Source organism: Colwellia sp. 12G3 (assembly GCF_002836775.1).
GTDB lineage: Bacteria > Pseudomonadota > Gammaproteobacteria > Enterobacterales > Alteromonadaceae > Colwellia.
Map to the genome: position 1 here is coordinate 54,003 of NZ_PJAQ01000054.1, position 14,350 is coordinate 68,352.

Genomic DNA, 14,350 nt, shown 5'->3' on the forward strand with positions numbered 1-14,350 from the left:
TTAAAAATCTTTTGTTATATTAATGGAAGCACGGGCTTCGTTATAGGTGTAGCGCTCAAAATTTGATTCTCTATCAAGGTATTGCAGCGTTAAAAAGGCATTGAGCGATGATGCTAGGCTTCTATTGTAAGTCGCGGAGAGTGTTTTATAGGTATCTTCTTGCCTAGGACCATCAGGTTTATCTTTATCAATAACATTTTTACTGTAATCAACATAAACAGTGACATCACTTCTCGCACTCATACGGCGATTGACACTAACACGTGCTTTAAGATAATCATCAATGACACCAGTACTTAAACTTTCTCGTTCACGGTTAGATAGATCGAGAGTAAAAGTGGTACGTGCTAAGGCTAATTGAGATTGCCATGCTAAACGTTTGTTTAGTGAAAATTCATTATCTTCGGCTAACTCAAGTGAAGTAACAGGTACGCTGGTATATTCTGAAAAGTCATCAGGGTTTTCGCCTAAAGGCAAACACTCATCAACACCAGTGGCACTATTAGGACACCAAATCACCCCATTTATTTCTTGATAATTATTACGATCAAATACTTCAATAGTTTCATGGTAAGAAATAGTATTCGTTAGGCGTCGATTACGGTGAGAAAAATCTAACTCATAAGAATCACCAAAAAATCGTTTAGAGTATCCCGCTTTTAGTGATGTACGTGCCGAGGGTTGCCAATCTACACTCGCTGCTATGTAGTCATCACTCGCTTCGGTATTATCTCGAACATAGTTGTATGATAAATCGATAATAAAATGTTTTGCTGCTTGGAAGCTTAATCCTGGACCCCAAGATGGAATGGCATCAGGGTTACTTCCTGCAGCAGTACCTGTGACTCTTTCATTGTATAAACGAATAAAAGGATTTAGCTTATAAGGTGTTATAACACCTAATTTTGTTTCTAATTGGTAATTTTCACTAGTAAACTGATTATTTTCTTGATTAGCAAAAGATCCATCTATTTGCCAAAAAACATAACGAGCAGCATTACCATTCTTACTATTGATTAGTGCTGTGTAGCCATTACTTTCACCAATATTATCTTCAGTATCGACTAGGCTAGCAATTAGAGACGAAGAAAGATAGTAGTCGCTGTTTGCACTGTTATATTGCAGGCCAGTAGAATAGTTTCGTTGCTGAACGGTATCAGCTGTAATTAAATCAGCTAAACTATTGCCGGCATCATTTTTACTCACGTTAGTTATTGATGAGCTGGCAATAATTTTCAGCTTATCTTGCCAAAGTGAGTATGAGGCATTAGCTAATAAAGTCTGATAGTCATCATTAAGTTTACTATCATGGCTATAACCGGCCAGTGTTTCGGTACCTGCAAAAGAAAACTGTAATTTTTTCGAACTAAAACTAGCATTGGCACCAATAATGAACTGACTCACTAGACTAGATTTCTTATCAAATTGATTCAATTCGATATTATCAGTATATGTCTCGGTAAGTCCTAAACTGGGATCAAATTGCCATTCACCTGCTAAAGCGCTGGCTGATAACAATAAGCCAGCGATCGCTGAAATTCGTAAGTTTAGTTGAGCTTTACTGGTTTTTTCTGCCATAGCCATATCCATAATAACCATAAACATCCTTTTTTGATCTAATGGTTTTATTCATCACTAAGCCTAATGCAATATCGCTATTTAATTGGCTCACGGCTGTTTTTACATCATCTGTTTTAGTTTTTGACTCTTCAACTACAACGAGTGCTTGGCCAACAAGGTCAGATAACACAGGGGTCTCTGTTACACCAAGTATTGGCGGGCAATCAAAAATAACTATTCTATCTGGATAGCGCTCGGCGAGTTCCTTCGCTAAGTTCTCCATGCGTTCACTGGCCAATAGTTCATTGGTCAAATGATGAGGTTTCCCCGCAGGAACGAGCTTTAGGTTATCAATATTAGTACTGTAAATTATATCAGACAGGGAGGTCACTTCAGCAAGTAGATATTCAAGTAAGCCCTTTTTACTCTCAAACTCTAATTCTCTATGCAAACTTGGCCTTAATACATCAGCATCAATGAGCAGTACTGTTTTATCCTGTTCTAGGGCGATACTTAAGGCTAAATTAATGGCCACATAAGTTTTCCCTTCATTAGCGTGAGAACTGGTCACCATAATTAAATTACTGTTATGTAATGTCTTTGATGCTAAACCAAAAGCGTTGTTTAGTAACTTGCGTTTAATATGCCGAAACTCTTCTTGAATATGATGAGCGCTATCAGAGCGATAAATAAAGCCACGTGCATTTAACCTATCACCATCTAATATAATTTTATCTTTATTACTGCTGTTTTCTTGTTCTGTTACGACTTGTACTGAAGAGCGGTTTTTTTCATCAATATTACTCTCAACTACAGCGCTTTCCTCTGTGGTTCGAGCGAGTTTATCTTGCTGAGCTAATTTTTGTTTAGCCAAGGCTTTTTCAATAGTACTCATGGCTAAAAAATCCTTTGTAATGGTGCTTGAATAAGGTCAGGAAATAAAAAAAAGCTCATAAATAACACTAATAAGCAGAGTAATAGTACGTTTGAACCTATAAAAATGAAGGTTTTCTTCTGGTGCCATTTATGCAGACCTAAGTTTTCATTAGCGGATATAACACCAAAAATAGGAACGCCAGTTATTTTAGATAATTGAGCGGTAGAGGTTGCTACAGGATTTAATTGACTCATTAATAGAGATAAACCAATGCCAACACCAAAGCCTAAAATAGTCACTACACCAAATAAAATAAAGCGCTTTGGCCCTGAAGGCTTAGTTGCTTTACGTGGCGGATCGATAACACGAAATTGAATTTTATCAGTGGTTTCATCGGCTTGTTGAGCGAGTTGTGCGGTTTCATTACGTGATAACAACTGTTCGTATTTAGATTTAGTGATACCATATCCGCGGTTTAGTGCAACTAGTTCTGCTTCTATTTCTGGTAAGGTATGTACTCTGTTTTCAAGTACGATTATACGCTGGCGGTAATCTTCAGCCCTAACATTGAGAGAGGCAATTAAATTTTCAAGTTTATTAACTTGAATTTGCACTTCTTGAATTACAGGATTAGCGCTTAAACGTTTTAGACTACCAGTGTTCTCACTATTTTGTGCCAGGTACTTTTCAATTTCAGTGCTACGTAGTTTATTTAAATGTTCTAAATTTCGACTTATTTCGATGACATCTGGATGCCTATCGGTATAACGAAGTTTTAAAGTATCTAGCTGAACTTCTAATTCATTTATACGGTCATCATAAGTAGTCTGTATTGAACTTTCGCTTTTTATTTTGTTATCACCACTAGTATCAGCAGCAACAGACTGAACAAGTTGCTTATTAGCGGAGTTTAAACGGGTTTCATTCTCTAAAATATCTAATTCAATAGCTTTTAATGTTTCTCTAGCACCATTAAGCTTTACATAATAGCCACCTGTTTGCCCAGGTAAAATACCACTATATTTCTGTTTGAAACTGGTTAATCTCGATTCTGCATTTGAAAGACGGTTTTCATACTCTTTAATTTGAGTATTTAAAAATTTTTGTGCGCTATCTGAGTCACTGCGACTTTCACCTAAGGTATTTTCAATAAAAACGGTAAGCGCTGAACGGACAATATTTTTGGCCATTTCAGGATCTTCATCTACAATTCTTAGGGTGTAAATGTTCTCTCGACCAACACCAGAGATTTTTATGTTATTTTTAAGACTTCTGATTATTTTTTCATATTCTTCACTATTGCTAGCCTGTACATCCAAATCGGTCATACGCGATATACGCTCTAAATTTGGACGACTTAATAGTGTTTTTACCATTAAACGAATTTGTGTATCCGGATTAGTTTCAACCGTTAAACCTTTTAATAAAGGGCGTAATAATGATTGGGTATCTACATATACTCTTGCTTCTGACTCATACACATTGGGCATAGCCGCAACAAAATACCAGCCAATAGGGCAAATAAGCCAAGTTGCTATGATGATATAACGACGTTTTAACCAAATTCCTTTTAGATAATCAATTATCTCTTCAAATATGTCTTGCATTACTACCCTTTAATTGTGCGCTAAATTTATATGCCTTTAGTGATAATGGACTTTAAAACCATGCCTCTGGAATGATGATGATATCGCCTGGTAACATATCAACATTGGCACTGATCTCACCATCTTTCAGTAGCTGATCTATCATTACTTGATATTGTTTTTGTTTACCTTCTTCAATGCGTATTAATACCGCATCATTACCATCGGCAAATTCGGTTAAACCACCTACTTGAATCATAACATCGAGTAACGTCATGTGTTGGGTGTAATTAATCGCTCGTGGTTGTGCCGCTTCACCAATAACTCGCACTTGTTCACTAAAGGGACCGACAAAATTTTCTACGGTGACGGTAACAATAGGGTCTCGTAAATACGTAGCTAATATTTCTTCAATTGAACGAGCTAATTCAGTGGGTGTTTTACCGCTGACCTTAATATCTTCTACTAAAGAGGTGGTAATCATGCCATCTGGACGTACTACAAATGAGCCGGAAACTTCAGGGTTACGCCAAACAAAAATATTAAGCACATCACCCGAGCCGATTAAATATTTATAGGCGTTTATATTGGCAGTATTAGAGGGATGTAAAGTTGCGCTAGGCAATGTATTGTTTGAGCTACAGCCGGAAAGAATAGTTGCTAATAAGAGCAACCCAACTTTTAAGTTGTTGGCAAAGCGATTATCCATAATTTACACCTTTTATTGAATACAATTTAATTTGAAAAATCAGCATAATTGTATGATATTTTGTCTTCTTTTAACAATCTAAATTAACAAGTGTAAATTAAACGTTAACTTTAGTGTGTTTTTTGTTAGAATCAGCGCTGTTTTTTGTCGGTGGATAGCTGCTATTTAGCAACTATTAATTAAAGGGAATCTAGTCGGCCATGTCTAGTTCGAAATTTCGTGATTTATCAGCGGGTACTAAATCTTTAATCGTTATAGAGCAAATTTTATTTGCTGGCGCGTTATTATTAGCTGTTCACTTGAACGGAATATATCAACTTATAGAATTCCAGGTGGTGCCGAATGGCTTCTTATTTATTTACGCCGTTATTTTTGCATTACTTAACCAGTTAAGTGCGTTAGCGCTAGGCTTATATAATTCAAAACTGAGAGAAAGTTTTCGAGGTATATTCAGACGCATGCTAATGTGTGTTTCTGTTGCCTTTTGCGCGACAACGATCATCAATCCTCTTTATGGATCTTATCTTTTACCAATAGAGTTATTGGCTATAGCCTCATCTCTCAGTGTTTTTCTGGTGAGTTCATTTCGTTATTTTACGTTTAAAATAGATTTCTTTGGTTTTGGTAAACGTAATATTTTGGTCTTAGGATCGGGTCAACGAGCAGCAATTATAGAAAGGCGTATGCGACGTGATGTCGATAGACAAGACTTTACTGTTCATGGTTTTGTTATTATGGAAGGTGATGCACCGGAAGGGATTCAACGCGAAACACGTATCAGTCTAGATGAATCATTAGTGGAGTATACCTTAGCCCATAATATTGACGAGATAGTTGTCGCCAATGACGAACGCAGAAATAACTTACCAGTAGATGAGCTGTTCGCATGTAAAATCCGCGGCATAGAAATTATAGATATATTGGATTTTATAGAGCGTGAAACGGGACAAATTGCAGTCAACCTTATTTACCCAAGTTGGGTGATTTATTCTAATGGTTTTGCTTCCAACAATCATTTACGCAATACCCTCGATTGGATTTTCAATGCGGTAATGGCAGTGTTTTTATTGCTTATTACTTGGCCTGTAATGCTTATTACTGTGTTGTGTATGAAAATTACTGAAGGTTTTAATGCACCCATTTTTTATAAGCAAGAACGTGTTGGTTTAGATGGTGAACCGTTTAATATTATTAAATTTCGTAGTATGCGTTTAGATGCCGAGAAACACGGTGCCCAGATGGCGAGTGAAAATGATAGTCGTATTACAAAAATCGGCCTGTATTTACGTAAATACCGTATTGATGAACTGCCACAAATTTGGAATGTATTGCATGGCGATATGGGCTTTGTTGGTCCAAGACCTGAACGTCCACAGTTTGTGCAAAGCCTTATCAAAAACCTTCCTTACTATAACGAACGTCATAATGTTAAGCCGGGTTTAACGGGTTGGGCACAATTAAAATATCCTTATGGTGCAACGGAAGCTGATTCGTTAGAAAAGCTGAAATATGATTTGTATTATATTAAGCATCGTAGTTTTCTATTAGATTTATTGATATTGATTCGAACGGTTGAAATTGTCTTGTTTGGTAAAGGGCGTTAATTAAAATGCAAGTTGTAGATAAAGTAAGCCCGATACCTGAAAAACAGGCACTAACGGTAGATGTTGAAGATTACTTTCATGTTTCCGCATTTGAAAAGGCGATTGATAAAACGGATTGGAATAACCTTGAATTGAGGGTTGAAAAAAACACCTATCGATTATTAGAGTTGTTTGAACAAAAACAAGCCAAATGCACCTTTTTTACTTTAGGTTGGGTAGCCGAACGTTGCCCTAATTTAATCAAAGCCATTGTTGAACAGGGGCACGAATTAGCGAGTCATGGTTTTTCCCACCAACGTGCGACGATAATGACGCCGGAGCAGTTTCGTTCTGATGTTAGTAAAAGCAAACAAGTACTTGAAGATGCTGCGGGACAAGCAATAATTGGTTATCGAGCACCAAGTTTTTCGTTTAATGACAGTAATACCTGGGTCTATGAAATATTAACAGAGCTAGGGTTTGAATACAGTTCTAGTACTTATCCTATTGAACATGATTTATACGGTGTGCCTAACTGGCCACGTTTTAAATATCAAAGAGATGAAGGCATCATTGAAATACCAGTACCGACAGTGCGTAAAAATGAAGTTAACACCGGCATAGGTGGTGGTGGTTATTTTCGCCTTTACCCTTATTGGCTGTCTAAAAGACGTATTGATAATTACTTGAATACCGAGAAGCAACCTTATAGTTTTTATTTTCACCCATGGGAAATTGACCCTGAGCAACCCCGTGTTGCTGGTGCTTCAGTAAAGTCTAGGCTGCGCCATTACTTAAACTTATCCCGCATGGAAGGTAAAGTAGTGCGCTTGTTAGAAGATTATCAATGGGACACGATGAAGAGTGTTTATTTGAATAAGTAGATAAGCATTAAATGGATATATTGCAATGATGAGTGGTGAACTCACCATATAAGCTAAATATAAAGAGAATGGACACTTGAATACTATTTATAATACTAATATAAGTTCTAAAACAACTTCTAATACAATTAAACAGCTAACGCCATCGACATTTGAACAATGGGATCACTATGTTAAAAGTCATCAGCAGGGTAGCTTTTTCCACTTAAGTGGCTGGCAGCAGGTGATATCCAAAAGTTTTAACCATGATTGCTATTTTTTGTATATAGAGCTTGAAGGTAATATTGCTGGCGTATTACCTTTAGTAGAAGTTAAAAGTAAATTATTTGGTCATGCACTTATCTCAACGCCGTTTTGTGTTTATGGCGGCGCTATTGCTGACTCTCCAGACCTAGTTCGTCAATTAGAACAAGAAGCTTGTTTGTTAGCAGAAAAACTATCTGTTGACTACTTAGAGCTTCGTTATCAAGAAAAGCAAGACACAAGGTTACTTCTCAAACAAGCACACAGTACTTTTGGTTGTGACTTAGCGGAAGATAATGAGCAAGTTTTAGCGTCCATTAAGAAGAAACAACGTGCTGTAATTCGTCATTCCTTTAAGAATGAGCTTAGTTTTTCACTTGAATCAGGTAAAAAGAACTTACAAGATTTTTACCACTTACTGTCAACAAGTTATCGAAATTTAGGTACGCCAATTTTTAGTAAAACCTATTTTGAAAATTTACTGGATGTTTTTGGCGATAGTACTGATATAGCGGTCATTAAAAATAAGAATAATCAACTGTCTAGCGCGGTAATGAATTTTTATTTTAATGAACAAGTAATACCTTATTATGGTGGTGGTAACGACAGCGCTCGTTGTCTTAAAAGTGCTGATTACATGTATTATCAAGTGATGTGTAGTGCCAGTGAAAAAGGCTATCGTTGGTATGATTTCGGTCGCAGTAAAAATGATAGCGGCCCTTATAAATATAAGAAGAACTGGGGCATGGAGCCTAAGTCACTTTATTATTATTACCACTTAGTCAATGCGACTGAATTACCTAATCTCAGTCCAAACAACCCAAAGTACAAGCTATTCATTGAATTGTGGCAAAAACTACCGTTAAAAGTGAGCCAAATCGTTGGACCATTTTTATCTAAGTTTTTAGGTTGATTGTGATGCGTAAGTCTCTAAATTTCCACTATTCAGCAAAGCTAAAACATGACATGACAATAGTGGCGAAGTACTGTTTAACGTCATTCCCGAAATATCTGATCGGGAATCCAGTTTCTTTTTGTAAGGGCGGTTACTAATGACTAATACTTCCCTCAAAGAACCGTTGTTGTTCTTGTGTCATCGCATTCCGTTTCCGCCAAACAAAGGCGATAAAATTCGCTCTTTTAATATATTAAAAAAGCTAAGTGAGCAATATGATGTTCACTTAGGTTGTTTTATCGATGATCCATTTGATAAACAATATGTTTCTGGCTTAGATAAATACAGCGCCTCTATTTTTCATTTAGATCAGCATAAAACCATTGCCAAGATAAAAGGGCTGACTGGCTTTTTAACGAACAAGCCGATCACGCTACCTTATTATTTTGATAAACGTATGCAGCAGTGGACAAGCCGTACTATTGCTCAGCACAATATATCTAAAGTGTTTGTTTATTCTTCATCTATGGCGCAATACGTTCAAGGTGATGAATACCAATCATTAGAACGAGTCATTGACTTTGTTGATGTAGATTCTGACAAATGGCGTCAATATGCATTGAAAAAAAGTGGCATTGCTAAATGGTTCTTTAATCGAGAATATAAGCTTTTAGCTCTTGAAGAGAATAAAATTTGTGGCGAGTTTACTCATAGTCTTTTTGTTTCTCCCGATGAAGCTCAACTCTTTCGTGATAAGCAACCACAAGAGCAGCAGGGTAAAGTGCACGGTTTACTCAATGGCGTAGATGTAGATTTTTTTAATCCAGAAGCCAGTTTTTCTGAGGAAAGCTTAGTCCCTGACGTACCGTTTATCAGTTTTACCGGGGCGATGGATTATTGGGCAAATGTTGATGCGGTATTGTGGTTCGTAGAGCATGTTTGGCCGTTAATATTAGCGAAACAACCCGATGCCATTTTTTGTATTGTGGGCGGTAGCCCTAGTAGTGACGTTAAGGCTTTAGTTAAAAATAATAAAAGCATTGTCGTCACTGGGCGAGTGCACGATGTCAGACCTTTCATAGAGAAAGCTCAATGTGTTGTCGCACCCTTGCAAATAGCACGAGGTATTCAAAATAAAGTACTCGAAGCTATGTCGCTCAATAAAGCGATTGTTGTAACTACGATGGCGATGGAAGGCATTAATGCACAACAATCGGATGGTGTGGTCATTACCGATGATAAAAATATTTACGCGCAGGCATGTTTATCTTTTTTCGAAAAACCACCCGAAGCATTATCTAACAGGCAATGGATTTTAGATCATTTTACTTGGCAGCAAACCTTACAGCCACTAGGGAATTACTTTTCTCCAAAGGAAGGCCATTCATGAAAATAACAGATAATCGCTTTTTGGCGATGTTTTCATTACTCATTTTTGCTTGGGCACTTGTTTATCAAGATGCTTTAGTTGCTATGGAAGCAATATGGTCAAGGTCTGATACGTTTGCCCACGGTTACTTTATTTTACCGATTAGTTTATGGCTGTTATGGCGAGATAAAGCTAATTTAATAGCCAGTACTGTGCAACCGAGCTGGTTGGCTTTACCTTTATTAGCCGGTTCATTATTTGTTGGTTTATTTGCTTATGCGGCCGATATTAATGTTTTAGGTCAACTGTCAGCAGTTACCTCACTTATCTTTTTGTTATGGCTGTTAATTGGTAATAAGCTGGCGTGGCGTTATAAGTTTCCATTAGCCTATTTATTATTTGCTGTGCCAATGGGGGAAAACCTAATTCCTTGGCTACAAGACGTCACCGCATGGTTTACTGTGTTCTTCCTAAAAATAAATGGTATTCCTGTTTATGTTGATGGTTTATATATTCAAATACCCACTGGTATGTTTGAAGTTGCTGTTGCCTGCTCAGGTATTCGTTACTTAATTGCTTCTGCAGCGGTAGGTGCCTTATACGGGCACTTAACTTATCAAAAAATACATAAGCAAATTATCTTTTTTGTTTTTGCCTTAACCTTACCTATATTAGCCAATGGTATTCGTGCTTATGGCATAGTGGCGATTGCCTATTATTCAGATATGGAATACGCCACAGGTGCTGATCATCTTATTTATGGTTGGTTGTTCTTTGGTCTGATAATCATGCTGATGTTCTGGATAGGTGGTTTTTTTGCAGATCAAGAACCTGTTGCTGATAATGAAAAGTTAAATGCTTCTTCACCTAAAAGTCAATTTAACTATCTAGTACCATCTATCAGTTTACCATTGTTGTTTATAAGCTTTTACTTGGCGCATTTAATTCCATCTGTTGATGTCAGTAAAAAACAGTTAAATAATACTGAGGTTAGTGATTCCTCATGGGGAATCAACTTTGCTAATGCTTTGGATAAAACTCAAAGTATTAATGAATCTGGCGTAGAGCGCTTTAGAGCAGTTTATGCAAATAAACAGACTCAAGGTGAAATGATTTCTTGGGAAAATGTAACCCATGATCATGATAAATGGACAGTCGTAAGCACAAAAACTTTATCTATAGATGGTCAATCAGCGATGTTGGTGCATTTACGTAGTATAAACGGACAGCCGAGAAGTTACTTATATCAGTACAAGGTAGGTGACTTTTATGCGGTTAATGAAAATAAAACTAAACTAATGCAAGCATGGAATAGTTTAACGCGGCAGTCTGACTTCAGCGAAATTCGAGCGGTTTCTATAGTTGAGCTGATTGATTTTGATTTAGCTGAACAGAGGTTGTTAGATAGTTTTAAAAGTATTGACTTCCCTGCTGTTTCATTTCAGCCTGTATTGAAAGGGAATAGTACCGTTGAGTAGCTTAGTTCGTAAGGTACCTGTAATTGTACACTTGATCTACCGTCTAGATATTGGCGGCTTAGAGAGAGTGATGTTGAACTGCATTAACCAGATGCAAGATGAAAATTTTGAGCATGTTATTGTCTCGTTAACGGATGCTAATAACTTCTCACAATCAGAAAAAAATCAAATTAAAGTGTATTGTTTAGGAAAAAAAGAAGGAAGTGATCTTGGTGTTCACTTTAAACTCTTTAAGCTTTTAAGAAAAATAAAACCAGCGATATTGCATACTTATAACCTGCCAACCATTGAGTATCACCCAATCTCTTGGTTAGCAGGTGTTAAAGGTCATATTCATGCGGAGCATGGGCGTGATATTGGTGACCCTGCAGGATTAAATAAAAAGCATAATATTTTACGAAAACTGATGGCTAGCTTTATTCATCGATATGTCAGTGTTAGTGAAGACTTACACCAATGGTTGATAAATACCGTTGGGATACCAGAAAAAAAGGCTTTATTGATTCAAAATGGTATTAATACTGAACTTTTTAATGTGCCAAAAACACTAAGTAAGCAATTACGCTTTACTATTGTTGCTCGTATTAGCCCTGTAAAAGACCACCAAAATTTATTGTCAGCATTTACCTTATTAAAAAAACAATTACCTGCAGATAAATTACCTCAGCTTGCCATTGTTGGAGAAGGTGAGCAACGCGCTCAACTCGAACAATACTGTAAAATTAGTGGGTTAGATACGGTCTCTTTTCTTGGAGCACGTGATGATATAGAGCAAATATTATCGCAAACAGATGTTTTTGTTTTATCTTCTATTGCCGAAGGTATTCCCATGACTATTTTGGAAGCTATGTCGGCAAAAACCCCGATAGTTGCAACACGAGTTGGTGGCATTCCCGAAGTTGTTGAAGAGGCTAAAGAAGGTTTTTTAGTTGATAAAAGCAATGCTGAAGCTTTAGCGCAGGGGTTACTTAACTATATCAATCACCCCGAACTTATTCTCGAGCATGGTGAAAATGCACGAGCGAAAGTATTGAAACAATTTAATGAAAAACACATGGTGCAAGCTTACTTAGAGCAATATAAAGCACTAATTAAAGGATAATAATAGAATGTGCGGTATAACAGGTTTTATACATTTTTTAGCAGCGAATACAGTGGATAGTTCGACTAAAATTTCAGAACATGGCTCTACAGCTGATCAACAATTATTAGCGCAAATGAATCAGGCACAATTTCATCGTGGCCCAGATGAAGGTGGTGAATATCTTGATGAACATGTTGCGTTAGGTCACAGACGTTTATCCATCATTGATTTATCGTCGGGTCAGCAACCAATGATAAGTGACGATGGTGACTATGTATTAATTTTTAATGGTGAAGTGTACAACTTCAAGCAAACACGCGTTGAACTAGAAGCGTTAGGCCATATTTTTCATAGCCATAGTGACACCGAAGTTATCTTGCATGCTTACATGCAGTGGGGCCAAGCTTGCGTTGATAAGTTTCAAGGTATGTTTACCTTCGCTATATGGCATAAATCCAAACAGCACTTATTTATTGCCCGTGATCGATTGGGTATAAAACCATTATTCTATGCCATGATTGATGGCACACTTTATTTTGCCTCTGAACTGAAAAGTATTACGTTGGTACCAGGATTAAATAAAAAAATAGATGTAAAAGCCATCGAACAATATTTTGCTTTAGGCTATGCAGCCGAGCCACATACCATTTATCAAGAAGTCGCTAAATTACCGCCAGGTTATACCTTAAGTCTTAATGTTGGAGATACTTCGCCAAAAATTGAGCAATACTGGGATGTTAGCTACGCACAGCAAGTTGAAATGGCTGAAGAAGATTACCTTGAAGAAATGGTAGACCAATTTAAATCTGCTGTTGATAGCCATATGAATGCAGACGTTCCATTGGGATCATTCTTATCGGGTGGCGTAGACTCTAGTGCTGTTGTTGCAATGATGTCGCAGCTGTCTCAAGAAAAGTCAGTTATTTCCAGTTCAGATAATGGTTCAATTAAACCGGTCATAACCTGTTCAATAGGCTTTGATGTTAAAGATTATAATGAAACTGACTTTGCGCGTATGGTAGCCAAAGATTATAAGACCGATCACCATGAAAATATTGTTGCTAGTGATGACTTTGAACTGGTCGATTTATTAGCGGGTTTATATGATGAACCTTATGCTGATAGCTCTGCGATGCCAACGTATCGAGTATGTCAGTTGGCTCGTGAGAAAGTTACTGTATGTTTATCAGGTGATGGTGCAGACGAATTATTAGCAGGCTACCGCCGTTACGGTTTAATGATGAACGAAGAGAAAGTACGTTCAATATTACCTTATTCTATCCGTAAACCACTATTTGGCACCTTGGGTAAGCTTTACCCTAAACTTGATTGGGCGCCACAATTTTTACGTGCGAAAACAACTTTTCAATCTTTAGCGATGGATACTACTGAGGGCTACTTTCACGGTGTATCTTTGCTTAATGATGCCCAACGTAAAGCATTGTTCTCGGATGAGTTATATCAAGAGCTTAAAGGTTATACTGCTCTTGAAGTGTTTAGAGAGCATGAAGCGAATTTTGACGGCAACGACCCTTTATCACTTATACAATACTTAGACATTAAAACGTATTTAGTGGGTGATATTTTAACAAAAGTTGACCGAGCAAGCATGGCACATAGCTTAGAGGTTAGAGTGCCATTTCTAGACCATAAATTTGTTGAGTGGACTGCCAAAATACCAACTGATTTAAAGATTAAAAATGGCTGTGGTAAATATATTTTGAAAAAAGCTATGGAACCACATCTGCCACACGACGTACTTTATCGCAAGAAAATGGGCTTTAGGGTACCTTTATCTGATTGGTTTAGAGGCCCATTAAAGCAAAAGTTACGTGATTCATTATTAAGTGAACAAATGAGAAATAGTGGTTTGTTTAATATGAAAACTATTGAAACCTGGTTAGATGATCATCAATCTGGCCGCAAAGAATATAGTGCACCACTGTGGACATTGTTAATGTTTGCTTCTTTTTACAAACAAGCTGAAGGGCAATAGTTAGCCGTAGATTAAATAATTCAAAGCACAATTCGTCATTCCCGAAGTGTCTGGTCGGGAATCCATTTGTCCAGTAGGGTAAACAT

11 protein-coding genes are annotated in these 14,350 nt (G+C 37.1%); 7 read left to right on the forward strand and 4 right to left on the reverse strand.

All coding sequences use genetic code 11. The features are described from left to right. Genes CXF71_RS12180 through CXF71_RS12195 form a run of 4 tightly spaced genes read right to left on the reverse strand, consistent with a single transcriptional unit; the run spans position 1 to position 4,732 of the window. Positions 1–1,599 carry a TIGR03016 family PEP-CTERM system-associated outer membrane protein gene (locus tag CXF71_RS12180; protein WP_101233225.1) on the reverse strand — a complete coding sequence of 533 codons (1,599 nt, stop codon included), beginning with the start codon at positions 1,597–1,599 and terminating at the stop codon, positions 1–3. Beyond that, positions 1,559–2,455 (reverse strand): XrtA-associated tyrosine autokinase, encoded by an 897-nt coding sequence (locus CXF71_RS12185; protein ID WP_101233226.1) that lies wholly within the window; start codon positions 2,453–2,455, stop codon positions 1,559–1,561. Before CXF71_RS12185 ends, CXF71_RS12180 begins: the two co-directional genes overlap by 41 nt. A gap of 2 nt (positions 2,456–2,457) precedes the next feature. Next, on the reverse strand, positions 2,458–4,044 hold the full coding sequence (locus CXF71_RS12190; protein ID WP_101233227.1) for an XrtA system polysaccharide chain length determinant: 1,587 nt from the start codon (positions 4,042–4,044) through the stop codon (positions 2,458–2,460). Positions 4,045–4,096: 52 nt separating this feature from the next. Further along, on the reverse strand, positions 4,097–4,732 hold the full coding sequence (locus CXF71_RS12195) for an XrtA/PEP-CTERM system exopolysaccharide export protein (protein ID WP_101233228.1): 636 nt from the start codon (positions 4,730–4,732) through the stop codon (positions 4,097–4,099). 200 nt (positions 4,733–4,932) lie between these two features. Between CXF71_RS12195 and CXF71_RS12200 the strand changes: the two genes are divergently transcribed. The 7 genes from CXF71_RS12200 to CXF71_RS12230 all read left to right on the forward strand — a co-directional run bounded on the left by CXF71_RS12200 (position 4,933) and on the right by CXF71_RS12230 (position 14,264). Next, positions 4,933–6,336 (forward strand): TIGR03013 family XrtA/PEP-CTERM system glycosyltransferase, encoded by a 1,404-nt coding sequence (locus CXF71_RS12200; RefSeq protein WP_101233229.1) that lies wholly within the window; start codon positions 4,933–4,935, stop codon positions 6,334–6,336. Between the two features lie 5 nt (positions 6,337–6,341). Beyond that, a complete protein-coding gene (locus CXF71_RS12205) occupies positions 6,342–7,199 on the forward strand; it encodes an XrtA system polysaccharide deacetylase (protein WP_101233230.1) in 858 nt (285 codons plus the stop codon). 76 nt (positions 7,200–7,275) lie between these two features. Beyond that, positions 7,276–8,355, forward strand: a complete 1,080-nt coding sequence (locus CXF71_RS12210; protein WP_232771459.1) for a FemAB family XrtA/PEP-CTERM system-associated protein — start codon at positions 7,276–7,278, stop codon at positions 8,353–8,355. A gap of 139 nt (positions 8,356–8,494) precedes the next feature. Next, entirely contained in the window at positions 8,495–9,727 is a 1,233-nt protein-coding gene (locus tag CXF71_RS12215) for a TIGR03087 family PEP-CTERM/XrtA system glycosyltransferase (protein WP_101233379.1), read from the forward strand. Then, positions 9,724–11,184: an exosortase A gene (xrtA, locus tag CXF71_RS12220; RefSeq protein ID WP_198559880.1), complete on the forward strand. Its 1,461-nt coding sequence runs from the start codon at positions 9,724–9,726 to the stop codon at positions 11,182–11,184. The genes CXF71_RS12215 and xrtA overlap by 4 nt, the downstream gene beginning before the upstream one ends. After that, positions 11,177–12,286, forward strand: coding sequence for a TIGR03088 family PEP-CTERM/XrtA system glycosyltransferase (locus CXF71_RS12225; protein WP_157826753.1), 1,110 nt, complete (start codon positions 11,177–11,179; stop codon positions 12,284–12,286). Before xrtA ends, CXF71_RS12225 begins: the two co-directional genes overlap by 8 nt. Before the next feature lie 7 nt (positions 12,287–12,293). Next, positions 12,294–14,264 (forward strand): XrtA/PEP-CTERM system amidotransferase, encoded by a 1,971-nt coding sequence (locus tag CXF71_RS12230; protein WP_101233233.1) that lies wholly within the window; start codon positions 12,294–12,296, stop codon positions 14,262–14,264. Positions 14,265–14,350: the final 86 nt, after the last annotated feature.